The following is a 26,509-nucleotide window of genomic DNA, read 5'->3' as shown; positions in this document are numbered from 1 at the left end:
CGAGCCCGCGCACTGCTGTGTTCGCCTCGACAGGTCGCCGTGCTCGTGGTGTCCTGTGCCAACGCGAGAGCGGCATCGCGCGCGCGAGCGGGGCGACGTCGAATATGCTCAGCATGCTGAGGATGTGAGTCGATCTCCCTGACGAGGCTGTCCGGTCCGGCGACGAGAGGTAGCACGTGCCCCCCACGACGGAGACTGTCGTTCTTCTGGACGACGACGGTGCGCGCATCGGCACCGCCGACAAGGCCTCCGTGCACACCGCGGACACCCATCTCCACCTGGCCTTCAGCTGCCACGTGATCGACGGCGAGGGGCGCCTGCTCATGACGCGTCGCGCGCTGAGCAAGAAGACCTGGCCCGGGGTGTGGACCAACTCGGTGTGCGGGCACCCCGGCCCGGACGAGTCCTTCGAGGACGCGATCCGACGCCGCGCCGAGTTCGAGCTCGGCCTCACCGTGACCGACGTCGAGCTCGTGCTGCCGGACTTCCGCTACCGCGCGGTCGACGCCTCGGGCATCGTCGAGAACGAGATCTGCCCCGTCTACACCGCGCGGACCGGTGGCGCCCCGCTGCCGAACCCCGACGAGGTCATGGACGTCGCGTGGATCCGCCCCGAGGACCTGCACCACGTGGTCGCGGTCGCGCACTGGGCCCTGAGCCCGTGGCTGGTCGAGCACGCCGCGGACCTGAGCCTCGCGATGCTGGCGGGGGAGCCTGCGGGGCCGACAGCGGGTAGACCATGACCATGACCGCCCCACGGGCCGCGCAGGCCACCAGCCCGGACCAGCGGGTCGAGGACCTGCTGCGCGAGGTGCTGGGCGGGGCGCGCGAGCAGGCAGGGGCCTTCGGCTCGGACTACCAGCGGCTGTGGTCGGAGATCGAGCGCAGCGTCTGCGGGGGCAAGCGGTTCCGCTCCTCGATCGTCCTGGGCACCCACCGGGCCCTGGGCGGCACGGCCCTCGAGGACGCCGTCCCCGTCGCGGCGGCCTTCGAGCTGCTGCACACGGCCTTCCTCATCCACGACGACCTCATCGACCGGGACACCGTGCGCCGCGGCGAGCCCAACCTCGCGGCCACCATGCGCGCCTCGGCCCTGGCCACCGGGGCCGACGACGAGCGCGCGCAGCGCTGGTCCGAGGCAGCGGCCGTCCTCGCGGGGGACCTCGCGCTCAGCCGCGCGCACCGCCTGGTCGCCGGCGTCGGGCTGTGCGAGCGCCGCCGCACCGCCCTGCTCGACCTCATGGACGAGACCCTGCTGGTCTCGGCGGGCGGCGAGCTCGACGACACCGCCTTCGGTCTGGGCATCGGGGCCCCGGGACTGCGCGAGGCCCTGCTGGTCTGCGAGTCCAAGACCGCGATGTACTCCTTCCGCGCCCCCCTGCGGGCCGGGGCGATCATCGCCGGGGCAGGGGCCGACGTCCTGCGCGAGCTCGACCGCATCGGACGCATGCTCGGCCGCGCCTTCCAGCTGGTCGACGACCTGCTGGGCGTCTTCGCCCCCGAGGAGCTGATCGGCAAGTCCAACGTGAGCGACCTGCGCGAGGGCAAGCTCACCGCCCTGGTGCTGCACGCCCGCACCCTGCCCGAGTGGTCCGAGATCGAGCCCGACTTCGGCCGCGCGGACCTCGACGCCGCGACCGCGGACCGGCTGCGCGTCGCCCTCGCCCGCAGCGCGGCCCCCGGGATGGTGGCCGACCACGTGCGGGCCGACCTCGAGAGCGTCCGCGCCTCCCTGGGGGTGCTGCCCCGTACTCTCGCCCCTGTGGTGGGTGCGGTGGTGGACCAGGTCGACGGCTCCCTCGAGACGGTGCTGGCTCACGTCGAGGAGGCCCGGTGCCGCCGGTGAGCAGGCTCGACCTGTACGACGCTGTGGCTGAGCGTTCGGCCGACCTCGTCGTGCGCGAGTACTCGACGAGCTTCGGCCTCGCCACGCGTCTGCTCGACGCACGCAGCCGCACCCACATCCGCAACGTCTACGCCCTGGTGCGTCTCGCGGACGAGGTGGTCGACGGCGCGACGGCCGAGGCCGGGGGCGACGTCACCACCGCGCGCCGGCTGCTCGACCGGCTCGAGGAGGAGGCCCTCGAGGCCGTCGAGGTCGGCTACAGCACCAATGTGCTGGTCCACGCCTACGCCCGGACGGCGCGGACGGCGGGGTTCGGCGCCGACCTCACGGTGCCCTTCTTCGCCTCGATGCGGATGGACCTCGAGCAGACGGCGCACGACGCCGCGAGCCTGGCCGCGTACATCTACGGCAGCGCCGAGGTGGTCGGGCTGATGTGCCTGCGCGTCTTCCTCCTCGACGAGCCCGCGGCGGTCCGCGACGCGCGCTACGCCGAGCTGACCCCGGGGGCGCGGGCCCTGGGCGCCGCCTTCCAGAAGATCAACTTCCTGCGGGACCTCGCCGACGACGCGGACCGCCTCGGCCGCAGCTACTTCGTCGACGTCGACCCCGCCCACCTGACCGAGGAGCAGAAGGCCGAGATCTTGGCTGACATCGACACCGACCTGAGGGTCGCCGCCACCGCCCTGCCCCAGCTGCCCCGTCCCGCGCGCCGCGCCGTCGGCGTCGCCTACGGCCTGTTCGCCGAGCTGACCAGCCGCCTCGCGGCCACCCCGGCCGTCGAGATCGCCCGCACGCGCATCCGGGTGCCCGGGCCGGTCAAGCTCCGGGTCGCGGCCCAGGCCCTGCGCGCGACGGCGGTCCCGGCATGACTCGGCACGGCGCTCCCGACCGCACCGCCGTCGTCATCGGCGGGGGCATCTCGGGGCTCGCGACCGCGGCGCTCCTCGCGCGCGAGGGCCACCAGGTGACCCTGCTCGAGGCCCGCGAGGACGTCGGCGGACGGGCGGCCACCTGGCAGTCCGACGGGTTCACCTTCGACATCGGGCCCTCCTGGTACCTGATGCCCGAGGTCTTCGACCACTTCTTCCAGCTGCTCGGCACCACCACCGCCGAGCAGCTCGACCTGGTGCGCCTGGACCCTGCCTACCGGGTGTACTACGAGAAGCACGACCCGCTGGACGTGCGCTCCGACGTCGAGGACGCCGTGCGCCTCTTCGAGGAGGTCGAGCCCGGGGCCGGCGCGAGGCTGCGCGAGTACCTCGACTCGGCCTCGGACACGTACACCACGGCCCTGCAGTACTTCCTCTACACGACCTTCGCCTCGCTGCTGCCCCTCGCGAAGGCCGACGTGACGACGCGCGCTCCGCGCCTGGCCAAGCTGCTCACCCAGTCCCTCGAGAAGCGCATCCACGCCACCGCGCAGGACACCCGGCTGCGCCAGATCCTCGGCTACCCCGCGGTGTTCCTCGGCTCGGCCCCGAGCCTCACGCCGAGCATGTACCACCTGATGAGCCACCTGGACCTGGTCGACGGCGTGCTCTACCCGCAGGGCGGCTTCGGCACCCTCATCACCGCGATCCGTGACCTCGCGATCGCCGAGGGGGTCGAGGTGCGGACCGGGGCCGAGGTGCTCGCGATCACCACCGAGCCCACGGGCCGGGTCGGCGGCAGCGAGCGCCGTGGCCTGCCCGGGCACCGCAAGGCCCGCGCCACCGGGGTCCGGTACAGCGACAGCGAGGGCGTCCACGAGCTCGCGGCCGAGGTCGTCGTCTCGACCGCGGACCTGCACCACACCGAGCGGGACCTGCTGCCGCCGCACCTGCGCAGCCACTCGCGGCGCTGGTGGGACAAGCAGGTGCCCGGCCCCAGCACCGTGATGATCTACCTCGGCGTCGAGGGCGAGCTGCCCGAGCTCGCCCACCACAGCCTGTTCTTCGCCGAGAACTGGGACGAGACCTTCGACCGGATCTTCGCCCCGCGCGACGAGGGCCCCGTCGTCATGCCCGACCCGACCTCGGTGTACGTCTCCCGGGTGACCGCGACCGATCCCGACGCGGCGCCCGCGGGCCACGAGAACGTCGTCGTGCTGGTGCCCGTGCCGCCCGACGAGCGGCTCGGCCGTGGCGGGATCGACGGCGCGGGGGACCCCTGGGTCGAGAAGGTCGCCGACGCGGCCATCTCCCAGCTCGCCGCCTGGGCCGGGATCCCGGACCTCGCCGCGCGCGTCGTCGTGCGGCGCACCGTGGGCCCGGGGGACTGGGCCGGGGACCTCAACTCCTGGCGCGGCACCGCCCTGGGCCCGGCGCACACCCTGCGGCAGAGCGCGATGTTCCGGGCCGGCAACGTCTCGCGGCGCGTCGAGGGCCTCTACCTGGCGGGTGGGTCGGTGATCCCCGGGATCGGGCTGCCCATGTGCCTCATCAGCGCCGAGCTCGTGGTCAAGAGGCTGCGCGGGGACACCTCGACCGGGCCGCTGCCCGAACCCCTCGCCCCGCCGCGCCACGTCGTCGCCCCCGGGCCGGGTCAGCCTCCGCCGGCGGGGGCCGCATGAGCTTCGCCTACGGCGTCGCGCTCCTGATCTCGATCACGGGGATGGTGGTCCTCGACCACCGGTTCCGGCTCTTCTTCTTCGCCGACGCGCGCCGCGCCGCCGTCGTGCTCGTCGCGGGGGTGCTGTTCTTCGTCGTGTGGGACCTCGTCGGCATCGCGACCGGGGTGTTCTTCCGCGGGGAGACCGAGTTCATGACCGGGCTCCAGCTCGCCCCCGAGCTCCCGGTCGAGGAGATCGGCTTCCTCACCCTGCTCTGCTACCTCACGATGAACCTGTACGCCGGGGCCGGGCACGTGCTCGCGGCCCGGAGTCAGGGTCGGCGGGGTCGGGCTGCGGAGGTGGGTCGGTGACCTACCTGGTGATCAACGCGATCTTCCTGCCGGTCGCCCTGGCTGTGCTCGGGCTCGCGTGGTGGTGGGGTGGGCGTCGCGCGGGCGGGGCGGGTGCCGGTCGGGCGGGTGCGGGGCGGGTGCGGACCCGGCCCTCGCTGCGGGCCCTGGGCATCACGACCGTGGTGCTGCTGGTCATGACGGCGGTCTTCGACAACCTCATGATCCGCTCGGGCCTGGTGGCCTACGACGACGAGCAGCGGATCGGCTGGAGCATCGGGGTCGCCCCCATCGAGGACTTCGCGTACTCGGTGGCTGCGGTGCTGCTGCTCCCTGCGCTGTGGCACCTGCTGGGCCGGCGTCGTCGGGAGGACGAGGCATGACCGAGACGTTGCGCCAGCTGACCCTCAGCTCACGTCCGCTGAGCTGGGTCAACACCGCGTACCCCTTCGCCGCGGCGTACGTGATGGTGACGCGCGAGGTCGACGTCGTCCTCGTGGTCGGGACCCTGTTCTTCCTCATCCCGTACAACCTGCTGATGTACGGGATCAACGACGTCTTCGACTACGAGTCCGACCTCAAGAACCCGCGCAAGGGCGGGGTCGAGGGGGCGCTGCTCGACCGTCGTCTGCACCGCACCACGCTCCTGGCCGCGACCCTGCTGCCGGTGCCCTTCGTCGTGTGGCTCGTGACGGTCGGGTCGCCGGCCTCCTGGTTGGTGCTCGCGGGGTCGCTCTTCGCGGTGGTCGCGTACTCGGCGCCCCGGCTGCGGTTCAAGGAGCGGCCCGTCCTGGACTCGCTCACCTCGAGCACCCACTTCGCCTCCCCGGCCCTGTACGGCCTGGTCCTCGCCGGGGAGCCCATCGGGCGCGGCACGTGGCTGATCCTCGCGGCCTTCTTCCTCTGGGGGGTGGCGAGCCAGGCCTTCGGCGCCGTGCAGGACGTCACGGCGGACCGCGAGGGGGGCATCTCCTCGATCGCCACGGTGCTGGGCCCGCGCACCACGGTGCGCTTCGCCCTCGCCTGCTACGTCGCGGCCGGGCTGCTGATGATCGCGGTCCCGTGGCCCGGGCCCCTCGCCGGCCTGCTGGTGCTGCCCTACGTGGTGCTGTGCTGGCCCTATCGATCGGTCACCGAGGCCGAGGCCGAGACCGCCAACCGTGGCTGGCGCCAGTTCCTCGGCGCGAACTACGTCGTCGGCTTCTTCGTCACGATGCTCCTCATCTGGACCGCCCTCACCTGACCCAACCCACCCACGCGTTCTCGTGTCAGAACCTCAGGTACCCAGGGGTACCTGAGGTTCTGACACGAGAGTGGTGGGTCAGCGGAGGCGGACGGAGAGGCAGGTGACGCAGCCCTCGAGCTTCTCGAACTCGGTGACCGGGGTGGTGACGACGGTCAGTCCGCGGGCGCGGAGCAGCTCGGCGGTTCGCGGGGCGTGGGCCGAGAGCAGCACGGTCGTCTCGTCGAGGACGACGACGGCGGTGCCCTCGGCCTCGGGGACGGCGAGGAAGCTGGGGAAGATGCCCGGGTCGTCGACGATCGGCTCGTAGCCGATGACCGTGCCGTCGGGCAGGGCCGTGACCGCCGTCTTGAGGTGCAGGGCCTTGGTCAGCGGGACCGTCACCACGGTCCGACCGAGGGGCTCGACGATCGCGGTGAGCTGGGCGATGCCCTCGTCGTTGGTGCGGCTGCTGCGGCCGACGTAGACCGTCGAGCCGACCTTGAGCACGTCTCCACCCTCGAGGGTGCCCGGGGCGGTGATCCGGTGGATCGTGATCGGCTCGCCCTGCGCGCGGAGGGCCTCGAGGGCGCGGGCCATGCTCTCGACCTCGCCGCGGCGGCTGTCCGCCCCGGGGGAGGTGAGGATCGCGGCGTCGTCGACCATGACGACGACGTCCTCGACGAAGACCCCGTCCGGCTGGTCCTCGGCGGCCTCGATCTGCTGCACCTCCCAGCCGTGGGCGGTGAAGGCCGCGCGATAGGCGTCCCACTGGGTCCGGGCGAGCCCGGCGTCGACGGGCTGACGCTCGAGGTGGGTCAGCTCACCGTCCTCGAGTCGCCCCGACGGGGGCCGGACCAGGATGCGAGGTCGCGTCGTCATAGGGCCCATCCTGGCCCACCCACCTCGTTGAGATGTCACTCTGTGGCGCATCGCCACCGCGGAAGTGCCAAGAAGTGACATCTCAACGCTGGCGGGCGATGGGGGTGATGCGGGCGCAGGGGAGCGGCACTGCCGGGTCGCGGAGCAAGCCCCCTGGTCACGCGACCCGACAGTGCCCTAAGTCCTCAGCCAGCATCCCCCGAGCCGACGAGGACGTCCACGGGCGCGGGGCCGACGGGCCCCGCGCCCTCGACGGTGACGACGTGCGAGAAGCCCCCCAGCTTCTTCCGCAGGCGTCGCACCTGTCCATCGAGGGCGCGCGACGACGGGGCGTGCGCGCCCAGGGCTCGTGCCGGCTCACGGTGGCTCACCGGCGAACCGGCGGTCACGGCAGAGTCGACACGAGTCATGACAGGAGTGTGACTGCCTCGGAGCCCGGCCACCAAGGTCGATCCCGTCGGATCTCACATGGTGGACGGTTCTCACCCGGTCGGGTGCACCCTGTCAGGACAAAACGTCAGCAAGCGGGCGCGGTCACACCAGGCCGTAGAGGCGGTCCCCGGCGTCGCCCAGCCCGGGCACGATGTAGGCCTTCTCGTCGAGCCGCTCGTCGACGGCCGCGACGACGACGTTCACGTCGGCCCGGTCGCCCACGTGCTTCTCGACCAGGGCCAGGCCCTCGGGGGCCGCGAGCAGGCAGATGCAGGTCACGTCCCGCGCGCCACGCTCGAAGAGGTAGTCGATGCTCGCGATGAGCGTGCCGCCGGTGGCGAGCATCGGGTCCAGGACGAAGCACTGGCGGCCCGAGAGGTCGTCCGGCAGACGGTTGGCGTAGGTGATGGCCTGCAGGGTCTCCTCGTCGCGCTGGAGCCCCAGGAACCCGACCTCGGCCGTGGGGAGCAGACGGGTCATGCCCTCGAGCATCCCGAGCCCGGCCCGCAGGATCGGCACCACCAGCGGGCGCGGCTCGGCCAGGTGGGTGCCCGTGGTGACGGCCACCGGGGTCTGGACCTCGATCTCGACGGTGCGGACCTCTCGCGTGGCCTCGTAGGCGAGGAGCGTGACGAGCTCCTCGACGAGCTGGCGGAAGACCGGGGAGGGGGTGTCCTTGTCCCTCAGGACGGACAGCTTGTGGGCGACCAGCGGGTGGTCGGCGACGTGCAGGCGCATGGGTGCACCGTACCGGCTGCGTGCCGCGGGAGGATGGGCCCATGAAGGTGTCCGACGCCGATCTGGCGCACATGCGCGTGGCCCTCGCCGAGGCCCGGGCCTGCCTGGCGACCGGGGACGTGCCCGTGGGGGCCGTCGTGATCGGGCCGGGGGGCGACGTCGTCGGGCGGGGTCGGAACCGGCGCGAGGCCGTGGGGGACCCGACCGCCCATGCCGAGGTGCTGGCCCTGCGGGAGGCCGCCGAGCGGCTGGGCCGGTGGCGGCTAGACGACTGCACCTTGGTGGTGACCCTCGAGCCCTGCGCCATGTGCGCCGGTGCGGTGGTGCTGGCCCGCGTCGAGCGGCTGGTCCTGGGTGCCTGGGACCCCAAGGCGGGCGCGACCGGCTCGGTCCACGACCTGGTCCGCGACCGCCGTCTCAACCACCAGGTCGAGGTGCTCGGCGGCGTCCTCGAGCAGGACTGCGCCGCCCTCCTCCGCGACTTCTTCGCCCCCCACCGCTAGCCCCCCACCTCGTGTCAGAAGCACAGGTGGCCCTGGGTATCTGAGGTTCTGACACGAGATCCCGCGAGGCTCGTGTCAGAGGCTCAGGGTGCCCCAGGTATCCCAGGTTCTGACACGAGAGTGAGGCCAGCTCGTGTCAGAAGCAGCGGGTGCTCTGGGTATCCCAGCGTCTGACACGAGGTGGGGGGTTAGAGGTAAGTGGCCAGGGCGCGGAGGGTGGGGGTGGTGCCGGCCTCGAGGCGGAGGTCGGCGAGGTGGTCGCTGCGGGTCGGGCCGCGGTTGATGATCACCACGGGGTGGCCGGCCCTGGAGGCCTGCGTGACGAACCGGCGGCCCGAGAGCACCGTCAGGGAGGTCCCGGCGACGACGAGGGCCTCGGCCGCGTCGACCAGGGCCGTCGCGCGGGCCACCCGCTCCTTGGGCACGTTCTCGCCGAAGTAGACGATGTCCGGCTTGAGCAGCCCGCCGCACACCGCGCAGTCCGCGACCACGAACCCCTCGGTCGACTCGACGACGGCGTCCGCGTCGGGAGCGATCTCGACGTCGGCCACCGCCCCGACCGCCTCGGCGAAGCCCGGGTTGAGGGCCTCGAGCCGCACCGCGAGCTCGTCCCGGCTGACCCGGGTCCCGCAGCTCAGGCAGATCACGTCGGCGTAGGTGCCGTGCAGGTCGATCACGGTGCGGCTGCCCGCGAGCTGGTGCAGCCGGTCCACGTTCTGCGTGATCACCCCGACGACGGCGCCCCGCCCCTCCATCGCGGCGATCGCCTCGTGGCCCGGGTTGGGCCGGGTGCGGTGCACGTGCCGCCAGCCCACGTGGTTGCGGGCCCAGTAGGTGCGCCGGAAGGCGGCGTCGCCCACGAACTGCTGGTACGTCATGGGGGTGCGCGGCGGGGAGTCCGGCCCGCGGTAGTCGGGGATGCCCGAGTCCGTCGAGATCCCCGCCCCCGTGAGCACCACGAACGGTCGGCCGGCGAGCAGCTCCGCGGCGCGCTCGACCTGCTGCGCGTCGGCGGCGGCGTCGGGCGGGGGGACGGGTGTGGGGGGAGGGCTCGGGGGAGTGCTGCTCAGCGGGGTGGTGCTCACCTCCTCACGGTACGACGGCGAGCTCCTTGGTCACCTCCGGGGAGCGCGGCAGCGGCGCCGGGCTGCGCCGTCGGACCTCGCCCGGGGCGAGGCCGAACTCGCGCCGGAAGGCCCGCGAGAAGGCCGCCTCCGAGACGTAGCCGACCTCGTGCGCGACGCTGGCCACCGGGCCCTCCCCGGCGGCCAGGCGGTCGTGGGCCAGGCGCAGCCGCCACCAGGTGACGTACCGCATGGCCGGCTCGCCGAGCAGGGCCGTGCAGCGGGCGGCGAAGGCCGAGCGGGACAGGTGCGCGAGGGCCGCGAGCCGGTCGAGGGTCCAGGGGTGCGCGGGGGAGCGGTGCACCGCGGCGAGGGCGGCCCCGACGTGCTCGTCGCGCAGGGCCGCCAGCCAGCCCTGCGCCCCGGCCTGACTGGAGTCGAGCCAGGCCCGCAGCACCTGGACGGCCAGCACGTCGGCGAGACGGGTCAGGACGGTCTCCCCACCGGGCCGGTCGGCCGAGGCCTCGCGCGCGATCAGTCGCATGGTGCTGTGCACCCAGCCCAGGTCGTCGTCGGTCCACACGTCGACCACGAGGGAGGGGGGCAGCTCGGCGAGGAGTCGCCCGGCGGCCACGTGGTCCAGTCGCAACGCGCTGCAGGTCGCCAGGGTGGGCTCGCCCCCGCCGCCGTGACGCAGCACCTCGTACCGGTCGCTCAGGGTCTCGACGGGGATGTCGAACAGGGGGGTCGCGCGCGCCGCGGGGTCGCTGGTCAGGCGGTGCCGGACCCCGGGGGCCACCAGGCCCACGGTGCCCTGGTCGAGGGCCCTGGGCGGTGCGCCGTCGACCGCGAGCCACGCCCGGCCCGAGGTCACCACGTGCAGGAAGAGCAGGTCGTCGACCGCCGGGAGGTCGATGCCCCACGGGGCCGTGAGCTCCGAGCGGCAGTACAGCGCGCCGTCGAGGCGCAGCAGGTGGAGGGCCTCGCCGACAGGGTCGGGGCGCGGCGCAGGGAAGGACCGCGCGTGCTGGCGGGGTGCGTTGCTGGTCACGGGACGAGCCTCGCAGCGCCGGAAGGGTGCGTCCAGGGCCCTCGGACGAACGGCACAGGAGGGCGGACGTGAGGGCATGGATCGTGCGAGCCGGGCGCCAGAAGGTGGAGCCGTCACCCAGACCAAGGAGCAGATCATGACCAGCACCACCGCCCCGAGCACCACCGCCGTCCACGTCCTCGGCGCGACCGGCAAGACCGGCCACCGCGTCATCTCCCGGCTCGAGCAGGCCGGGGTCCCCGTCGTCGGCCGGTCGCGCCGATCGACCCCGCCCTTCGACTGGCAGGACCGCAGCACCTGGGCCCCGGCCATCGCCGGAGCCACCGCCCTCTACGTCGCCTACGTGCCCGACCTCGCCGTCGACGGCGCCCCCGAGGACGTCGCCGAGCTGGTCACCCTGGCGCGGGTTGCCGGGGTCGAGCACGTGGTGCTGCTCTCGGGGCGGGGCGAGGCGAACGCCCGCCGGGCCGAGCTCGTGCTCGAGGAGTCCGGGCTCGAGTGGACGGTGGTCCGCGCCTCGTGGTTCATGCAGAACTTCTCCGAGGGCGCCCTGCGCGACGGCGTGCTCAGCGGCATGGTCGCGCTGCCGGCCGGGCACGTCCCCGAGCCCTTCGTCGACCTCGACGACGTCGCGGACCTGGTCGTCGCCGCCCTCACCGACCCGGCCCTGCGCGGTCGGGTGCACGAGGTGACCGGGCCGCAGGCCCTGACGTTCACGGAGGTCGCCGAGGTGATCGCGACGACGACCGGACGTGAGGTCGGCTACCTGGCGATGGACCCCGAGGAGTTCCGTGCGGTCCTCACCGCCGAGGCCGGCGCCGACTACGCCGACATGCTGACCGACCTGTGCCTGGAGGTCTTCGACGGGCGCAACGTCCACCCGGTCGACGGCGTGCAGGCGGCCCTCGGGCGCCCGGCCCGCAGCCTCGCCGAGTTCGCGCGTGATGCGGCTGCGGCGGGCGCCTGGGGGTGAGATCGAGGCAACCAGGCGCGCTCGATTGGGAGCGCACGCACCTGACCAGGTAGCCTCTCTGGCGAGGTAGCGTGTCCGAGCGGCCTAAGGAGCACGCCTCGAAAGCGTGTGTGGGTGAAAGTCCACCGTGGGTTCAAATCCCACCGCTACCGCCACGGGGTCCTGACGAGCTCAGGCCCTTGACGTGACAGAACCCCTCGCGGGGCCCCGGAAGGGCGTCCTGCGGGGGGTTCAGTCGTGCGTGGCCCGGCCGCGGACCGCGTGCACCGCCGTCCGCAGACGGCCGTCACTGGATCCGGAACTCGGCGGCGTCCGGCTGGCCGAGGCCGTACTTCTCCCGGAGGAAGTTGCCGGTGGTGCTCAGCTCGGCCGTGAGGCGACGGTGGCGGCTCGCGTCGAGGGCGTCGGCCTGGGCCGAGAGGATCCGCAGCTGCTCGGTCAGCTCCTCGTCGGGGGTGCGCCCGTTGGGCTGGCGCTCCTGCACGCTGCTCGGCGCGATCGCCAGGTAGTGCTTGAGGACGCTCGGCAGGTACCGCCGGGCCATGGCGTCCAGCTCGTACTCGAACCGCGGGTCCGCGGTCGGCTCGTGCTGCTCGGCTGCGATCACGGCGTCCAGCACCTGGCAGGTGTGCAGCACGGTCTGGTGGGTGTTGCCCGGCAGGCGGTGCCTGTTCTGGTCGGCGTGCCTGCGGACCCAGGCGACCGCCGAGGGCAGGTGCTCGGACCCCTCCACGGCGGTGGTGCGCGGCGCGCGGGCCGGTTCGACGTCCGTGGAGGCCTTGGGGCGGCCGCGCTTCCACCACCGGCGACGTGCCGGCAGCCACAGGTCACGCAGGTGCCACGAGCGGACGCCCGAGGCGATCGTGGCCGTCACCGCGAGCAGGGCGGGCGGCCCCCAGAAGTCCAGCACGAACACGGCCACGGAGAAGGCCCCGGCGTAGAGCAGGCCCTCGAGCGTCGTCCTGAGGTTCTTGCGCACCGCGCCGATGACGAGCACCAGGTAGGCGAGGAGGGGGAAGAAGACGACGACGGCCGTCACCTTGACCACGTTGCCCAGCGTCAGCCGCGACATGGTCAGCGCCTCCCCGGGTCTGCTGTGGCGGCGTCGGACGCGTGGCTGCGCTCCAGGTGCAGGCGGGCGCGGCTGACCTGGCCCTCGAGGGCCGTCGCCGTCTGCTTCATCGACCGTGTGGCCTCGGCCTTGTACCGGTCGATCTCGTCCATCGCCTGGAACACGGTGTCGAACGCCTGCTGCAGCTTCTCGGTGTCCACGGTGGCCCGGGACGCCTGCTGCTGGATGGCGGTGCCCTGCGCCCGCAGCAGCTCGGAGGTGGCGACGATCATGTCCGAGGTCGTCGCGTTGAGCGCGTCGACCTGGGTGAGCACGATCCGCTGCTGACCCAGCGCCTGGGAGGTGATCACGGCGACACGCAGCGCGGCCATGGTGGTGTCCAGGGCGCGGTCCACGCCCTTGATGAGCTCGATGTTGTTCTTCTTCACGACGTCGAGCGCCAGGTAGCCCTGGACCGCGACCGCCATCTGGGTCATGAGGTCCTGGTGACGCTGGCGCAGGGAGAACAGGGCGTCCGACTCGAGGGCGGCGGCGTCGTCACCCCTGCCCTCGCTGCGCAGGGCGGCGATGCGCTCCTCGAGACCGTCGCCCAGGTGGCGCGCGAGGACGGCCACGTCGGCCAGCTCGCTGAGCGCCTGCCACAGGGCGTCGCGCTCGGTCTGGATGGCGGCGTTGTCCTGCCGCAGCTCGTCCTGACCGCCCTGGAGCGCCTTGGTGATGGCGTTGAGCTGCTCCTGGGCGGCCTCGTACTTCTGGAAGTACCGCTGCAGCCTGGTGCCGCCGGGCATGAACTTGAAGGTCCGCCTGGCGCCGGTGAGGTCGTGCCGCTTGGGGTCCAGCTCGGTGACGATCTGCCGGAGCTCCGCCAGGGTCGTGCCCGTGCGCGCGGCCGGGTCGGTGCCGCTGGCCGCCAGAGCCGCTGCCGGCCGCTGGAGCATCCGGTTGGCGGAGTCACCGGCCTGCTGCATCACGCCCTCCCCCAGCCGGGTGAGACGGGCGAGCTTGGCCTGGAACTCCGGGCTGTGCAGCGGGGCCTGGAGCAGGTCGTCGAGGTGGGCCTGCGCCGTCTCGGCGTGCTTGCGCTGCGCCTCGGCATCCACGAGCACCATGCCGCCGACCTTCTCCGGCTGGTGGACGGTGACCGCGGTCGTCGGCGACGGCGGCTCGAGCTCGAACGAGTCCTCGAGCTGCCCTGGCTCGTCCCGGTCAAGGCCGCGCGGGTGTGACATGTGCCCTCCTCGGACTCGGGGTCTGAGCCGATTCTCCCTCAAACCCGTCCGGGACGGGGCTGCGGCCGGGGGGACGTTCTCGCGCGCCCGCCGTCCGGTCTGCCCGCGCCCCGTCGGGCAGAGCGCGGGCGGCCGGCGCGACGTCTCAGGGAATCTTGTTGAACGTGTCCGGGTCCGGCCCGGTGCGGTGGTCGCGGTTGAGCTCGGAGATGTCCGCGAGGTCGACGGTGCTCAGCTCGAAGCCGAAGACGTCGAAGTTCTCCTCCATGCGCGAGCGGGTCACCGACTTGGGGAAGACGATGTCGCCGCGCTGCAGGTGCCAGCGCAGCGTCACCTGGGCAGGGGTGCGGCCGTGGGACTCGGCGATGCGCACGATCGTCGGGTCGTCGAGCACCAGGCCCTGGGCGATCGGGCTCCACGCCTCGGTGGCGATGTCGTGCTCGGCGCCGTAGGCGCGCACCTCGTCCTGGGTGAGGTACGGGTGCACCTCGATCTGGTTGACGGCGGGCGGGATCGTCGTCTCGGCGTGCAGACGGTTCAGGTGGTGGGGCTGGAAGTTGGAGACGCCGATGGCCTTGGCGCGACCCGAACGGTAGAAGTCCTCCATGGCCCCCCAGGTCTCCACGAAGTTCGTCACGGTGGCGAGCGGCCAGTGGATGAGGAACAGGTCGACGTGCTCGAGCCCGAGCTCCTCGAGGGTCCGGTCGAAGGCCTGGGCCGCGACCTCGGGGTCGTGGGCGTTGTTGTTGAGCTTGCTGGTGATGAAGACCTCGTCGCGGTCCAGGCCGGACTCCGCGACGGCCTCGCCCACGCCCTTCTCGTTGCCGTACATCTGGGCGGTGTCGATGTGCCGGTAGCCCACCTCGAAGGCCTGCAGGACGGCGTCCTTGGTCTCCGCCGGGTCGATCTGGAAGACGCCGTAGCCCAGCTGGGGGATCTCGACGCCGTTGTTCAGGCTGATGTTCGGGACGGTGCTCATCTCCCCATTCGACAGCCTCGGCGCCGACCTCGCCTGTTGGCGGGCCCACCCGCTGCTCGACCCGCCGCCCAGGGGTCGCCCCGGTAGGCCCCTGTCCGACAGCCGGACGGTTTGGATCCGCACTGAGGTGAGCCTTACCTTAGGCCCATGCCCGACGACCTCCTGCTCGACGCCCCTGTGCTTCCGGGCGCCCTCGCACCGGACCTCGCCGCGCACCCGACCCTGCTCGAGGCCGCTGGTGCGAGCGCCGGCTACCGCGGCGAGACGGTGGTCCACGACGTCGACCTGCGCCTGCGGGCGGGCCAGGTGACGACCCTGGTCGGCCCCAACGGCAGCGGCAAGTCCACCCTGCTGCGCACCCTCGCGGCCCTGCACCCCCGCTCGGGCGGGCAGGTTGGCGTCGGCGCACCCGGCGAGGCCCAGGACGTCGGCGACCTCTCCCGCCGCGAGCTCGCGCACCGCCTCACGCTGCTGTCCCAGAGCCGCCCGACGCCGGGTGGGGTCACCGTCCGCGAGCTCGTCGAGTACGGGCGCCACCCGCACCGCGGGCGCTGGCGGTCCGCCGACCCCGAGGGCGCCGTGGCGGTCGACCGGGCCATGCACCTCACCGGCACCACCCATCTGGGCGACCGTCCGGTCGACAACCTCTCGGGCGGCCAGCTGCAGCGCGTGTGGCTCGCCGCCTGCCTCGCCCAGGACACCCCGGTGCTCCTCCTCGACGAGCCGACGACCTTCCTCGACCTGCGCTACCAGGCCGAGCTGCTCGACATCGTCCGGGACCTGGCCGACACCCACGGCATCGCCGTCGGCCTGGTGCTGCACGACCTCGACCAGGCCGCGGCCGTCGCGGACACGGTCGTCCTGCTCGTCGACGGCCGGGTGGTCGCCTCCGGTCCGCCCGAGGTCGTGCTGACCTCCGAGCACCTGACCGCCGCGTACGGCATCGCCGTCGAGGTGGACCACGACCCGCGGACCGGCCTCCTGCGCACCCGCGTGCGTGCCCGCCACCACGAGCGCACCCGCCGCGCCCCGGCGCCCCAGAACCCCACCCCCTGAGCCCGCGGCACCTGCTGCCGGCACACAGCTGATCCATCCCTGAGGAGACCTGATGAGAGCACGTCCCGCTGCGACCGCCGCCCTGGTGGGCGTCCTGGCGCTCGCCGCCTGCGGCACCACCGAGCAGGCCCCGAGCGACGCGACGACCCCCGACGGCGAGGCGGGCACCGCGGACACGTCGGTCACCGTCACCGACGCCCGCGGGGTCGAGGTCACCCTGGACGCCCCGGCCGAGCGGGTGGCCGTGACCGAGTGGAACGTCGCCGAGTACCTCGTCTCCCTCGGCGTCGAGCCCGTCGGCGTGGCTGACGTCACGGGCTTCGAGACGTGGGACACCACGGTCGAGCTCCCCGAGGACGTCGCGGACATCGGCGGTCGCGGCGAGCCCAGCATCGACACCCTCGCGGCCCTGGACCTCGACGTCCTGTTCGTCACCGGTTCCCTCGTGGAAGGGGCGGTCGAGCAGATCGAGGAGACCATCCCGGTCGTCGTCGTGCCCGGTGGGGACGCCGCCGACCCCGTCGGATCCATGTTCGACAACGTCGACCTGGTCGCCGAGGTCACCGGCACCCAGGACGCAGCCCAGACGTTGCAGGCCGAGTACGACGACGCGGTCGAGGCGGCCCGGGCCGAGCTCGGTGACGTCTCGGACGTCCCGGTGGCCTTCGCCGACGGCTACGACACCGGCGAGGCCGTGACCGTCCGGCCCTTCACCAGCGGCTCCCTCATCGGTGGGGTCCTGGGCGACCTGGGGTTCACCGACGCCTGGGCCGAGCTGCCCGACCTCGAGGCCGACCCTGCCTACGGCCTCGCCCAGGTCGACGTCGAGGGCCTCACGCAGCTCCCCGAGGACACCCGCTTCTGGTACATGGCCAACGGTGACGACGACGTCTTCGCCACGGCCCTCGCCGAGAACAGCATCTGGACCTCGCTGCCCTTCACCGCCGATGCCGTGCGGTTCCCCGACGGCATCTGGGGCTTCGGTGGCCCCGAGTCCATGATCCGCACCATCGACGCGGCCGTCGACGCGATCGGATGACCACCACCACGACGTCGGGCCCGGTCGGTTCCCGCGAGGCGCCAACCGGTACCGACGTCGTGGGCGGTGCCCCCGAGGCGACGCGCGTCCCGGGGGTCCTCGCCCTCGTCCTCGGCCTGCTCGTCCTGCTGGTCCCGCTGTCCCTGTGGCAGCTGACCCAGGGGACCTCAGGACTGGGCGCGGCCGACGTCTGGCAGTGGGCGCTGGGGCGGTCGGACGACCAGGCTGCCGCGGTGGTCCTCAGCTCGCGGGCCCCACGGCTGCTCGCAGCCCTGGCCGCCGGGCTGGCCCTCGGTGCGGCGGGCACCGTCCTCCAGTCGATCACCCGCAACCCCCTGGCCTCCCCGGACACCCTCGCGGTGCACAGCGGGGCCCACCTCGCGCTCTCCCTCGGCGCCCTGGGCGGACTGCCCGGCGCCTTCCTCGGAGACGTGGTCCTCGCCTTCGCCGGCGGCCTGCTGTCGGCGGGCGCGGTCCTGCTGCTCAGCGGCACCTCGGGGGCTGCCGGCACCCGGCTCGTGCTCGGTGGCACCGCGCTGGCAGCAGCCATGACCTCGGTGACCACCGCGATGGTGATCCTGTGGCCGATGGAGGCCCGCGGGCTCATCGCGTGGTCGGCCGGCTCCCTCGGGCAGAACGGCCTCGGCACCGTCCGCTGGTCGCTGCCGATCATCGTGGGAGTCCTGCTCCTCCTGCTGCTCCAGGCCCGCCAGCTCGACCTGCTGCGCCTGGGGGACGACCAGGCCGCGACCCTGGGCATGAACGTGCGACGCACCCGCGTGGTCGCCCTCGTCACCGCCGTGCTGCTCGCGGCCACCGCCGTCGCGACGACCGGGCCCCTGGGCTTCGTCGGGCTCGCGGCCCCGGCCCTGGTGCGGATGCTCATCCCGTGGGTGCGCGGGCTGCACCGCCACCGCGCCCTGCTGCTCGTCGCTGCCCTGGCCGCCACCGACCTCGTGCTCGCCGCCGACGTCGGTCTCCGGGCCGTCGTCGGGGCGCAGGCCGCCGTCATGGTCCCCACCGGCACGGTCACCGCCCTGGTCGGGGGCGTGGTGGTCATCCTCGTCGCGCTCCGGCTGCGGTCCCGCTCCCTCGGGGACGCCCGCTCCGCGCTCCCTGTCGACGGGGTGGGTGTCCGACGCCGGCGTGCTGTCGTGGTCGTGACCACCGGGGCGCTGCTGGCCGCCGTGGTCGGTGCCCTGCTGCTGGGTGACCGGATGCTCCTGCTGGGCGACGTCGCCGTCTGGTTGCGCGGCGAGGCCGGTCCCGTGGTCGAGGGGGTGCTCGGCACCCGCGTCCCCCGGGTGGTGGCTGCCGTGCTCGCCGGGGCTGCGCTCGCCGTCGCCGGTACCGCCGTGCAGGCCTCGGCGCGGAACCCGCTCGCCGACCCGACGATCATCGGCGTCTCGGGCGGTGCGTCGGTCGGTGCGGTGCTGCTCGTGACCTTCGCCCCGCTCGCGGGCTTCTGGGCCCTCGCGGGGGCGGCCGGCCTCGGGGCCCTGGTCTCCTCGGCCGTCCTGTTCGGGCTGGTCGCCCGGCGCGGCATGGCCTCGGACACCTTCATCCTCGTGGGGCTCGGCATCTCCTACGTGACGACCGCGCTCGTGACGATCCTCGTCGTGGCCACCGACCCCTTCAACGCCTCCAAGGCCCTCACCTGGCTCGCGGGGTCCACCTACGGCCGCACCTTCGAGCACCTCGTCCCCCTGGCCCTGGGGTGCCTGGTGCTGGTGCCGTTCCTGTGGGCCCAGCACCGGCGCCTGGACCTCATCTCGATCGACGAGGACACCCCGCGCGTGCTGGGCCTCTCGCCCGGGCGCACCCGCGCCTCGCTGCTGATCGCCGCCGTGCTGCTCACCGGGGTCGCCGTCGCGGCCATCGGGCTCATCGGGTTCGTCGGCCTGGTCGCCCCGCACGCCGCACGCGCTCTGGTGGGCCGTCGCCACCGGCTCGTCGTCCCGCTGGCTGCCGTGCTCGGTGCCCTGCTGGTGCTCGTCGCCGACACCGTCGGCCGGACGGCCGCCGCCCCCACCCAGCTCCCCGCCGGGCTGGTCACCGCGCTGGTGGGCACCCCGTACTTCCTCTGGCTGCTGGCCCGGACCCAGCGCAACGAGTCCTAGGAGCTCTCCGCTGTCGCGACGGCGTCCAGGGAGGGCTGAGAGGCTGGCACCCTAGGGCCATGAGCGACCGTGGCAAGACCTGGACGCGGGTCGTCGTCGCGGCCCATCTCGTCCTGGGCCCCGCCAGCGTGCTCGTCGTGGTGGCCCTCGCCCAGATCGGCTCGTCGGCGTCGGTCGTCGCGCTCGTCGCGGTCGCCGCGACGGGGCTGCACGTCGCGCTCGCGTGCGCTCGTCGACGGATCGGCCCCGCGATGCTCCTCGCATCGACGTCGATGGCAGTGCTGGCGCTGGTGCCGATGCCAGGGTGGTCGACAGGGGTCCTGATGCCGTCGGCGGTGTGCTTCCTGCTGGTGTCGTGGAGAGCGACGTTGGTGGCCCCGGACCCGTGGCCTCGTGCGGTCCTGGTCGTGGGCATCGGCGGCGTCGTGCTGGCGGAGGGCGTCGCCGCCGTGCGGATGGACGACAGCGCTCCGGCGGGGTTGCAGCTGGTCGAGGCAGGTCTGCTGCTCGCCGTCGTCGTGGGCACGTGGTCCGCGGCCCAGCGCACCAGGATCCGTCGAGAGCGTGCGGAGGAGCTGGAGCGGGACCGCCTCGTGGCCGCCCGGCTCGCCGAGCGGGCGAGCATCCGACGGGATCTGCACGACGTCATCGGGCACTCGCTCGCGCTCATGGTCGCGCAGGCCGAGGCGGCGCGCGTGGGGGCCCGGGACGACGCGGTGCGCGACTCCATCGGGCAGGTCGCCGAGACGGGGCGGCACGCGCTCGCGGGTCTCCGCGCGATGCTGCGCGTCCTGGACGCCGAGCCGTCGGGCACGGCGCTCGTACCGTCCCTGGAAGGCCTGCCCGCACTCGTCCGAGCGGCCGTGACACCGCTGCATGACGTCACGCTCCGCGTGGAGGGGGCGCCCGTGGTGCTCGCGCCGGATGCTGAGGTGGCTCTCGTCCGGGTGGCGCAGGAGGGCATCTCGAACGCGCTCAGGCACCTCGAGGTTCCTCTCGCGGTGGAGGTGCGGCTGACGTGGTCGGCTACCGGCGCGACCCTCGCGGTGCACGACGACGGGGGAGCCGGGGTGCGCGCCGCGGGCGACGCGGGGTCGGGCCTCATCGGTCTCGCCGAGCGTGTCGCGGCGGCTGGCGGCCAGCTCGAGATCGACCGGGACCGTGACGGCTGGCTGGTTCGGGCTACGGTGCCGTCCCTCGCCGATGGTCCGAGGGAGGCGGTGACGTGACCACCAGGGTTCGCGTGCTGCTCGTCGACGACCAGGCGCTGCTGCGTTCAGCTCTCGCCACCGTGCTGGGAGCGGACCCGCGCATCGACGTCGTCGGCGAGGCAGGGGACGGGGACGAGGCCGTCGAGGCCGTCCGCGCGCACCGGGTCGACGTCGTGCTCATGGACATCCGGATGCCACGGCTCGACGGGATCCGCGCCACGGAGCGGGTGGTGCGCCTCTCGCCGGCCACCCGCGTGCTCGTGCTGACGACGTTCGATTCCGACGACCTCGTCATGGGTGCGCTGCGCGCCGGGGCGAGCGGCTTCCTGACGAAGGACGCCCGGCCCGAGGCGCTCGTCGCCGCGATCTGCGACGTGGCCAGCGGCAGCTCCGTGCTCGCTCCGCACGTCACGACGGCGGTCCTCGAGCACGTGCGGAAGGCGCCCGCCATGGACCCCTCCGCCCTCTCGACGTTGTCGACCCGCGAGGTCGAGATCTTCCACCTGCTCGCTGCCGGATGCTCGAACGCCGAGATCGGTCAGCGGCTCCATCTCGCCTACGACACCGTCAAGACGCACGTGCGTGCCGTCCTGGCGAAGCTCGGTCTGCGGGACCGCGTGCACGCGGTCATCTTCGCCTACGAGCACGGGCTCGTCGGCCGCACTCACCCTCCGGGGTGAGTGACGAGGCCCCGCAGGGCGATGCCGAGGGTCCCGGTCACGCGGAAGTCTCGTCTCGACGGCGGTGACCCCACCCGCCGCGAGCGAACGAGAGGCTCGTCGTGACCCGCATCAGCCCCGCCCTGGCCCCACCGACCGCTCCACCAGGTCGAGGCCTCGATCCTGTCGCACGGCGCGCCGTCGCCTGGTTCCTCGGCACCTTGGCAGTCCTGACGGCAGCCGTGATGGTCCCGCTGTGGGTCGTCGGTGCCGATGCTGACGCGTTCAACGCAGCCGTCCCCCTGCTCTCGTGGGCGCCCGCGCTCTCGGCCCTCACCGCGCACCTCCTCACCGGCAGGCGCACGACGTTCGCCCGGTGGACGGCGCTGCGCCCTCTCGCGTCGCGGCGCGTCGCGGGGACGTGCGCGTCGGTGCTCGGCGTCTTCCTCGTCGTCCCTGCCATGACCACTGCCCTCGGCGTCGCCACGGGGGTCGTCGAGTGGCAGCCGACGGCGGAGGCGTGGGGCCTGGCGCCGCTCGTGCTCCCGTTCGCGCTCCTCGCGCTCGTCACCGTCGTCGGGGAGGAGATCGGCTGGCGGGGCGCCCTGCAGACGACGCTCGCACCGTGGGGTGCGTGGCGTGCGAGCCTCCTCATCGCGGGGCTCTGGTCGTTGTGGCACCTGCCGCTGACGCTCGGCTACGCCTCTACCGGCGACCTCGCCGTGCGTGACGTCGTCGCCACGAGTGTCGACCTGCTCGTCGTGGGGGTCCTGCTCTCGGCGGCGCGCCTCGCGTCCTCGTCCATGTGGCCGGCGGCGTGGGCGCACGCCCTGATGAACTCCACCCTCGCCTTCGCCGAGTCGAACCTCACCACGTCGGCACGGGAGCTCGCGGACGGCCCCTTCTGGGCGGCGCAGGCCATCACCTGGGTCGTCCTCGCCGTCACCGCCGGCGGCGCCATGGCTGTCACATCCCGGGCGCCCAGCACGTCGAGGTGGTGACGGCTGCCACCCCGGCGGCCCGGCACCAGGAGGACGTCATGGCCCGGATCGACCCGCCCGCCCGTCAGCGCCTGTCCACGCGGCTCGTCGCCGCGATGACCCGCCGCATGTTCGGCCAGGTCATGGAGCCCGGCATGGTGACAGCCCACCACCGCGGGGTGTTCTGGTCCCAGCTCCTCGGCGAGGTGACCCTGATGCGGTCCCGGCACCACCTGCCCGAGACCCTCCGTGACCTGGTCCAGCACCGCGTCGCCGTCGTGATCGGCTGCCCGTGGTGCATCGACTTCGGCGCGATGCTCGCGCTGCGTGCCGGGGTGACGCGCGAGCAGCTGCTCGCCGTCCCCGAGTACGCGGCCTCACCCCTGTTCACCGGTCTCGAGAAGCGCGCCATGGCCCTCGCCGACGCCGCGACGGCCACCCCGCCGCACGTCACCGACGAGCAGGTCGCGACCCTCCGCGAGGAGCTGGGCGAGGCCGGTCTCGTCGAGCTCGTCCACCTCGTCGCCCTGGAGAACCACCGGTCGCGCCTCAACCACGCGCTGGGCGTCACCTCGCAGGGCTTCACCGACAGCGAGGTCTGCGCGCTCCCTCCGCGGTGAGCCGACGGCGGTGCGGTGGCGGGCGAACGACGGCCGGCTCCCTCAGCGCCGCGCCGCGCCGAGCCCCGCGAGCTTCTCCGGGTTGCGCACCACGTCGATCCCGTGGACGAGCCCGTCGGGGCCCACGCGCGGCAGCACCACGGTCGCACCGGCCTCGATCCGGCTGCCGGGGTGCGGCCTGATCCGCACCACGACACCGACCTCCCCGTTGACGAGCACCGTCTCGAGGTCGACCTCCGCGTCGTGGGCCATCTGCCAGAGCCCGAGGAAGAAGCGCGCGACCTTGTCGGCACCGAGCACCGGCCGGAGCGCGGCGCTGACCCGCCCGCCGCCGTCCGAGGTCAGGACCACGCCAGGGGCCAGCGCGCTCACCACCTCCCCGAGGTCACCCGCAGCGACCGCCCGGAGGAAGGCGTCGACGACGGCGCGCTGCTGGTCCCTCGGCACGGCGGGGGGTGGGGCACCCTGCTGCACGGCTCGTCGCGCGCGTGAGGCGAGCTGGCGGGCGTTCGCCTCACTCGTGTCGAGCACGCTCGCGACCTGGTCGAAGGGCACGTCGAAGACGTCGTGCAGCACGAAGGCGACGCGCTGCCCAGGGTTCAGGTGCGCGAGCACCGTGAGGAGGGCGAGCCGCATCGACTCGTCGACCTCGGCCAGCTCCGCCGGCCCCGGCACCTGGCTCACCACGGGCTCGGGCAGCCACGGTCCCACGTACTGCTCGCGCCGCGTCTGTGCGGCGCGGAGGCGGTCCAGGCACAGCCGCGAGGCCACCGTCGTGAGCCATGCGGGGAGGTTGCGGATCTCGGCACGGTCCTGGTCGGCGAGGCGCAACCAGACCTCCTGTGCCACGTCCTCGGCGTCGTGCACGCTGCCGAGCATCCGGTAGGCCAGGCCGAGGAGCCGCGCCCGCTCGGCCTCGAACTCGGTGACGACGTCGTCCATCCGGGTCCCCTCCTCAGGCTGGTCTCGCGTCGATCCCGCGAGACCCACCCAGGGTGTCAGGACCCGGCGAGGCCCGCGAAGGTCAGCGCCACGACGAGGAAGGCGATGGCCAGCACCAGCCCGAACCGCCACCACCAGTGCAGGGTCACCGTCGACGGCGCCCCGCCCGCCATGGCCTCCTGGTCGCTCAGCTCCCGCGTGGCCCAGCCCGCCTCGGTCCACGTGGCCACGCTGTACCTCTGCTTGAAGGCCAGCTGGAACAGCCAGAAGATGTGCACGTAGCTGTACGTCAGCGCCAGCGCCTGCTCAGCGCTGACCTGCGCGCTCTTGCTCTTGCGACCCCAGCCGAAGAAGATCACGACCTGCCCCCCGAAAGATGCCCGTTGTGCCCCGGGACGTCCAGAGCGCCCACATGGTAGCGACGCCGCGAGGTGCGCGGCGTCGACCGTCCGGATACCCGATGACTTCGCCGTCCGGCGCTGGTCTGATGCAGGAGTGCGACCCGCGACGGGCGGGTCCAGGACCGCGGAGGCCCCGATGGCCACGATCGTCTCGACCCTGTTCATCTCCCTCGACGGCGTCGCCGAGGTCGACCCCACCTGGCACTTCCCGTACTTCGACGAGCGGATGGGGGAGGCGGTCGGCGAGGACTACGAGGACGTCGACGTCCTGCTCCTCGGTCGCGTGACCTACGACAGCTTCGTGGGCGCGTGGCCCGACCGCGAGGCCGCAGGTGGGGAGGACGCCGAGTTCGCCGCCCAGCTCGGTGACACCCGCAAGCTCGTGGCCACCCGCGGGGACCAGGACCTCGGCTGGCGCAACGTCGAGCGGGTCACGGACCTCGTCCCGGCGGTCACGGCAGTCTCCGCCGAGCCCGGGGTGAACAAGATCCTCGTCGCAGGCTCGATCTCCGTGGTGCGGCAGCTCATGGCCGCGGGCCTCCTGGACGAGCTGCGCCTGTTCGTCCACCCGATCGCCGCGCGTCACGGCGAGCGGCTCTTCGACGAGGGGGAGCCGACCTACCCGCTGCGCCTGCTGCGGTCCGAGGCCCTGCCCACCGGAGTGCTGCGCCTGGTCTACGCCCGCAGTGAGCTGCCGGCCGGCTGAGGGACGACGGCTGCTGATCTGCGTCGGCTCGCAACCGCTGGTCCTCCCGTCCGAGGCGTTCGGGATCGTTCGGGATCCTCCGGAACGATCGCCGCGCAGGTCAGACCTTCCATAGCGTCCGGGGCGACGCCGGCATCCGACCGGTTCGGCATCTTCACAGAGGAGCAGACGACGAACACGACGAAGAAGGTCCTCACCCGGGCCGCAGTGATCCTTGGCCTGGCCGTGGCGGGGACGATCGGCGCGGGCTCGGCGGCCTCGGCCGGGACCTTGGTCTGCGTGACCTGGCCCGCGAGCCAGAACGGCCACGGCGTCGACGAGACCCGGTGCGACAACGGCGAGTTCCAGATCATCATCTTCGGCTGACGCGGCGCAGCGCCCCGCGATCGCCCTGGCCGGCGAGGGCTTGCCCTCGCCGGCCGGCCCGGCTCGGGGCGGCGCGCAGGGGCCCCGCTCCGTCATGGTTCTGCTCAGAGCCGGCCCTGCTCCGCCCGGTCACGGATGCCGCGCAGCATGCGCTCGGTCATGAGCAGGCTCACCCAGCTGACCGGCTCGACCATGCGCCCCGCCCACGGCGCCCGGTACCGGTAGCGCTCGCGGACCAGCAGCCGGGTGCCGCGCGCGCCCCAGGGCTGCAGGACGAAGGCCCAGGTGAAGTCGAAGGGCGCCTCGCCCTGTCCCCGACCCGTGTCGGTGCCCTCGGCCCCGCACGAGTCGAGCTCGTCGGCGGGCACCGGGGCCACGCCCTGGAGCACCAGGGCCTGGTCAGGCTCGACCACCGCGGCGACCAGCCCCGCCTGGGCGGCCAGGCGGACCTCGTCCCCGACCGCGAGGTCCTGCCACTCGGGGTGCACCCGGTCGGCGTTGTGGATGTCGAGGCCGAGGAGGTTCTCGAGCGCCTCGTAGCTGTAGAACCCGCCACGGCCCTGCCCCATCTGGACCAGCCACGGCCACACGTCCTCGGGGGGTGCGTCGACGTCGATCGCGCGGGTGGCGACCAGGTCGGCCTCGGGCAGCAGCTCGTCACCCGGCAAGGGCGCCATCCGCTCGGCCTCCGTCGTCCCGAGCCCCAGGGCGCGCTCGCGGGCGACCCGGTACAGGACGACCCCCAGCCCGAGAAGGACGGCGGCGCGGAGGGTCCGGTGCAGGCGCATGGCCTCAGTCAAGCCCTCGGGCGCAGGACCGACCAGGGACGATCGACCCTGCCGGAGGACGTGCCCCGACCAGCCTCCCCGTCGGCCCCCGGGTCTCCTAGTCTCTGGACCATGAACCAGTCGCTGCGCGGACCCAAGATCTTGACGTTCTCCGGGGTGGCAGCGCTCGTGCTGTCGATCGCTGCCGGGGTGGTGGCGGCGGTGATGTTCCTCGGGCTCCTGCCGACCGGGGTCCTGTCCTCGAACGGGGGCGACGGGCCGGACGCCGTCGGCTCGGTCGAGGCCCCCGGCACCATGGAGGTCGACCTCGAGGCCGACCTCGCCTACGCCTTCTACCTGGCGCGCGACGCCGGGATGTCGAACGCCAGGCTCGAGTCGCGGCCCGAGGTCACCGGCCCCGACGGCGAGGAGGTGCACGTCTCGTCCGCCCCGTCGGTCTCGGGGAACATCGGACGCGGCGGCACCCGGGCGGCCACGGTCGGCGGCTTCCGCGCCGACACCTCCGGGACGTACACGGTCGACGTCCCCCCAGCGCTCTTCGCGGGGGACGGCGCCCGGGTGATCCTCGTCGAGGACCAGGAGGTGATGCCCTTCGTCACGGGCATCTTCGGCACCGTCGTCCTGGTCCTCGTGGCCGTCGCGCTGGGCATCCTCGCCCTGGGCCTCCTCGCCGGCGGGATCGTCTGGTGGGTGGTCCGGCGCCGCGCGGCGCCCTCAGCGCCGTCGGTGCCTGCTCGCCCCTGACCCTCG

30 protein-coding genes and 1 tRNA gene are annotated in these 26,509 nt (G+C 73.3%); 20 read left to right on the top strand and 11 right to left on the bottom strand.

Annotation, left to right across the window (positions count from 1 at the left end; genetic code table 11):
- Positions 1-176 precede the first annotated feature (176 nt).
- From idi to J4G33_RS13695, 7 genes are read left to right on the top strand one after another with little or no spacing between them, the layout of a single operon-like run.
- A complete protein-coding gene (gene idi, locus J4G33_RS13725; RefSeq protein WP_208056557.1) occupies positions 177-743 on the top strand; it encodes an isopentenyl-diphosphate Delta-isomerase in 567 nt (188 codons plus the stop codon).
- A gap of 2 nt (positions 744-745) precedes the next feature.
- Entirely contained in the window at positions 746-1,846 is a 1,101-nt protein-coding gene (locus J4G33_RS13720) for a polyprenyl synthetase family protein (protein WP_208056556.1), read from the top strand.
- Positions 1,843-2,715 carry a phytoene/squalene synthase family protein gene (locus tag J4G33_RS13715; RefSeq protein WP_307793903.1) on the top strand — a complete coding sequence of 291 codons (873 nt, stop codon included), beginning with the start codon at positions 1,843-1,845 and terminating at the stop codon, positions 2,713-2,715. Before J4G33_RS13720 ends, J4G33_RS13715 begins: the two co-directional genes overlap by 4 nt.
- Positions 2,712-4,397, top strand: a complete 1,686-nt coding sequence (gene crtI, locus J4G33_RS13710; protein WP_208056554.1) for a phytoene desaturase family protein — start codon at positions 2,712-2,714, stop codon at positions 4,395-4,397. Before J4G33_RS13715 ends, crtI begins: the two co-directional genes overlap by 4 nt.
- Complete coding sequence (locus tag J4G33_RS13705) at positions 4,394-4,747, top strand: lycopene cyclase domain-containing protein (RefSeq protein ID WP_208056553.1); 354 nt, start codon at positions 4,394-4,396, stop codon at positions 4,745-4,747. Before crtI ends, J4G33_RS13705 begins: the two co-directional genes overlap by 4 nt.
- Positions 4,744-5,109, top strand: a complete 366-nt coding sequence (locus tag J4G33_RS13700) for a lycopene cyclase domain-containing protein (protein WP_208056552.1) — start codon at positions 4,744-4,746, stop codon at positions 5,107-5,109. The genes J4G33_RS13705 and J4G33_RS13700 overlap by 4 nt, the downstream gene beginning before the upstream one ends.
- On the top strand, positions 5,106-5,969 hold the full coding sequence (locus J4G33_RS13695; RefSeq protein ID WP_208056551.1) for a prenyltransferase: 864 nt from the start codon (positions 5,106-5,108) through the stop codon (positions 5,967-5,969). The genes J4G33_RS13700 and J4G33_RS13695 overlap by 4 nt, the downstream gene beginning before the upstream one ends.
- A 78-nt stretch (positions 5,970-6,047) precedes the next feature.
- Here J4G33_RS13695 and ddaH read toward each other — a convergent pair whose 3' ends face one another.
- From ddaH to upp, 3 genes are all read right to left on the bottom strand, one after another.
- Entirely contained in the window at positions 6,048-6,830 is a 783-nt protein-coding gene (gene ddaH / locus J4G33_RS13690; RefSeq protein ID WP_208056550.1) for a dimethylargininase, read from the bottom strand.
- Between the two features lie 185 nt (positions 6,831-7,015).
- Positions 7,016-7,240 (bottom strand): helix-turn-helix domain-containing protein, encoded by a 225-nt coding sequence (locus J4G33_RS13685; RefSeq protein WP_208056549.1) that lies wholly within the window; start codon positions 7,238-7,240, stop codon positions 7,016-7,018.
- A 124-nt stretch (positions 7,241-7,364) separates the two neighbouring features.
- Positions 7,365-8,000 (bottom strand): uracil phosphoribosyltransferase, encoded by a 636-nt coding sequence (gene upp / locus J4G33_RS13680; RefSeq protein ID WP_208056548.1) that lies wholly within the window; start codon positions 7,998-8,000, stop codon positions 7,365-7,367.
- A gap of 41 nt (positions 8,001-8,041) precedes the next feature.
- On the opposite strand from upp, the gene tadA reads away from it, so the two are divergent.
- Positions 8,042-8,503, top strand: a complete 462-nt coding sequence (tadA, locus tag J4G33_RS13675; RefSeq protein WP_243759105.1) for a tRNA adenosine(34) deaminase TadA — start codon at positions 8,042-8,044, stop codon at positions 8,501-8,503.
- Between the two features lie 188 nt (positions 8,504-8,691).
- On the opposite strand, the gene J4G33_RS13670 is transcribed toward tadA, so the two are convergent.
- A complete protein-coding gene (locus J4G33_RS13670) occupies positions 8,692-9,588 on the bottom strand; it encodes a Sir2 family NAD-dependent protein deacetylase (protein WP_372435068.1) in 897 nt (298 codons plus the stop codon).
- Between the two features lie 4 nt (positions 9,589-9,592).
- Positions 9,593-10,618, bottom strand: coding sequence for an AraC family transcriptional regulator (locus J4G33_RS13665; RefSeq protein ID WP_307793902.1), 1,026 nt, complete (start codon positions 10,616-10,618; stop codon positions 9,593-9,595).
- A 136-nt stretch (positions 10,619-10,754) separates the two neighbouring features.
- On the opposite strand from J4G33_RS13665, the gene J4G33_RS13660 reads away from it, so the two are divergent.
- Together J4G33_RS13660 and J4G33_RS13655 are read left to right on the top strand one after the other, a co-directional pair.
- A complete protein-coding gene (locus J4G33_RS13660; protein WP_208056546.1) occupies positions 10,755-11,591 on the top strand; it encodes an NAD(P)H-binding protein in 837 nt (278 codons plus the stop codon).
- A 65-nt stretch (positions 11,592-11,656) separates the two neighbouring features.
- Positions 11,657-11,746: transfer RNA gene (locus tag J4G33_RS13655), tRNA-Ser, on the top strand.
- A gap of 131 nt (positions 11,747-11,877) precedes the next feature.
- On the opposite strand, the gene J4G33_RS13650 is transcribed toward J4G33_RS13655, so the two are convergent.
- The 3 genes from J4G33_RS13650 to J4G33_RS13640 form a co-directional block, all read right to left on the bottom strand.
- On the bottom strand, positions 11,878-12,663 hold the full coding sequence (locus tag J4G33_RS13650) for a hypothetical protein (protein ID WP_208056545.1): 786 nt from the start codon (positions 12,661-12,663) through the stop codon (positions 11,878-11,880).
- A 2-nt stretch (positions 12,664-12,665) separates the two neighbouring features.
- Positions 12,666-13,892 (bottom strand): toxic anion resistance protein, encoded by a 1,227-nt coding sequence (locus J4G33_RS13645; RefSeq protein WP_208056544.1) that lies wholly within the window; start codon positions 13,890-13,892, stop codon positions 12,666-12,668.
- A gap of 145 nt (positions 13,893-14,037) precedes the next feature.
- Positions 14,038-14,871, bottom strand: a complete 834-nt coding sequence (locus J4G33_RS13640) for an aldo/keto reductase (protein WP_208056543.1) — start codon at positions 14,869-14,871, stop codon at positions 14,038-14,040.
- A gap of 147 nt (positions 14,872-15,018) precedes the next feature.
- Here J4G33_RS13640 and J4G33_RS13635 point away from each other — a divergent pair, with 147 nt between their 5' ends.
- The 7 genes from J4G33_RS13635 (at position 15,019) to J4G33_RS13605 (ending at position 22,556) form a co-directional block, all read left to right on the top strand.
- The gene (locus tag J4G33_RS13635; RefSeq protein ID WP_208056542.1) at positions 15,019-15,927 is read left to right on the top strand and encodes an ABC transporter ATP-binding protein; all 909 of its coding nucleotides are present in this window, start codon (positions 15,019-15,021) and stop codon (positions 15,925-15,927) included.
- Between the two features lie 52 nt (positions 15,928-15,979).
- Complete coding sequence (locus J4G33_RS13630) at positions 15,980-16,966, top strand: iron-siderophore ABC transporter substrate-binding protein (protein ID WP_208056541.1); 987 nt, start codon at positions 15,980-15,982, stop codon at positions 16,964-16,966.
- Positions 16,963-19,086: an iron ABC transporter permease gene (locus tag J4G33_RS13625; protein WP_208056540.1), complete on the top strand. Its 2,124-nt coding sequence runs from the start codon at positions 16,963-16,965 to the stop codon at positions 19,084-19,086. Before J4G33_RS13630 ends, J4G33_RS13625 begins: the two co-directional genes overlap by 4 nt.
- 59 nt (positions 19,087-19,145) lie before the next feature.
- Positions 19,146-20,315 (top strand): sensor histidine kinase, encoded by a 1,170-nt coding sequence (locus tag J4G33_RS13620; protein ID WP_208056539.1) that lies wholly within the window; start codon positions 19,146-19,148, stop codon positions 20,313-20,315.
- Entirely contained in the window at positions 20,312-20,977 is a 666-nt protein-coding gene (locus J4G33_RS13615; RefSeq protein ID WP_208056538.1) for a response regulator, read from the top strand. Before J4G33_RS13620 ends, J4G33_RS13615 begins: the two co-directional genes overlap by 4 nt.
- 101 nt (positions 20,978-21,078) lie before the next feature.
- Positions 21,079-21,957 carry a CPBP family intramembrane glutamic endopeptidase gene (locus J4G33_RS17865; RefSeq protein WP_208056537.1) on the top strand — a complete coding sequence of 293 codons (879 nt, stop codon included), beginning with the start codon at positions 21,079-21,081 and terminating at the stop codon, positions 21,955-21,957.
- Positions 21,954-22,556 (top strand): carboxymuconolactone decarboxylase family protein, encoded by a 603-nt coding sequence (locus J4G33_RS13605; protein ID WP_208056536.1) that lies wholly within the window; start codon positions 21,954-21,956, stop codon positions 22,554-22,556. The genes J4G33_RS17865 and J4G33_RS13605 overlap by 4 nt, the downstream gene beginning before the upstream one ends.
- A gap of 42 nt (positions 22,557-22,598) precedes the next feature.
- Here the strand turns inward: J4G33_RS13605 and sigJ are convergent, their stop codons facing one another.
- Together sigJ and J4G33_RS13595 are read right to left on the bottom strand one after the other, a co-directional pair.
- Positions 22,599-23,498 carry an RNA polymerase sigma factor SigJ gene (gene sigJ / locus J4G33_RS13600; protein ID WP_208056535.1) on the bottom strand — a complete coding sequence of 300 codons (900 nt, stop codon included), beginning with the start codon at positions 23,496-23,498 and terminating at the stop codon, positions 22,599-22,601.
- A gap of 56 nt (positions 23,499-23,554) precedes the next feature.
- Positions 23,555-23,857 (bottom strand): hypothetical protein, encoded by a 303-nt coding sequence (locus J4G33_RS13595; RefSeq protein WP_208056534.1) that lies wholly within the window; start codon positions 23,855-23,857, stop codon positions 23,555-23,557.
- Between the two features lie 178 nt (positions 23,858-24,035).
- Here J4G33_RS13595 and J4G33_RS13590 point away from each other — a divergent pair, with 178 nt between their 5' ends.
- Together J4G33_RS13590 and J4G33_RS13585 are read left to right on the top strand one after the other, a co-directional pair.
- Positions 24,036-24,605, top strand: a complete 570-nt coding sequence (locus tag J4G33_RS13590) for a dihydrofolate reductase family protein (protein WP_208056533.1) — start codon at positions 24,036-24,038, stop codon at positions 24,603-24,605.
- A gap of 207 nt (positions 24,606-24,812) precedes the next feature.
- Complete coding sequence (locus J4G33_RS13585; RefSeq protein WP_208056532.1) at positions 24,813-24,971, top strand: hypothetical protein; 159 nt, start codon at positions 24,813-24,815, stop codon at positions 24,969-24,971.
- A gap of 104 nt (positions 24,972-25,075) precedes the next feature.
- On the opposite strand, the gene J4G33_RS13580 is transcribed toward J4G33_RS13585, so the two are convergent.
- Positions 25,076-25,759: an SRPBCC family protein gene (locus J4G33_RS13580; RefSeq protein WP_208056531.1), complete on the bottom strand. Its 684-nt coding sequence runs from the start codon at positions 25,757-25,759 to the stop codon at positions 25,076-25,078.
- Positions 25,760-25,870: 111 nt separating this feature from the next.
- Here J4G33_RS13580 and J4G33_RS13575 point away from each other — a divergent pair, with 111 nt between their 5' ends.
- Complete coding sequence (locus J4G33_RS13575; RefSeq protein WP_208056530.1) at positions 25,871-26,503, top strand: hypothetical protein; 633 nt, start codon at positions 25,871-25,873, stop codon at positions 26,501-26,503.
- The last annotated feature ends 6 nt before the right edge of the window (positions 26,504-26,509 follow it).

This window comes from Actinotalea soli, assembly GCF_017565425.1.
Taxonomy (GTDB): domain Bacteria; phylum Actinomycetota; class Actinomycetes; order Actinomycetales; family Cellulomonadaceae; genus Actinotalea; species Actinotalea soli.
This window is presented reverse-complemented; position numbering and strand designations above follow the sequence as displayed.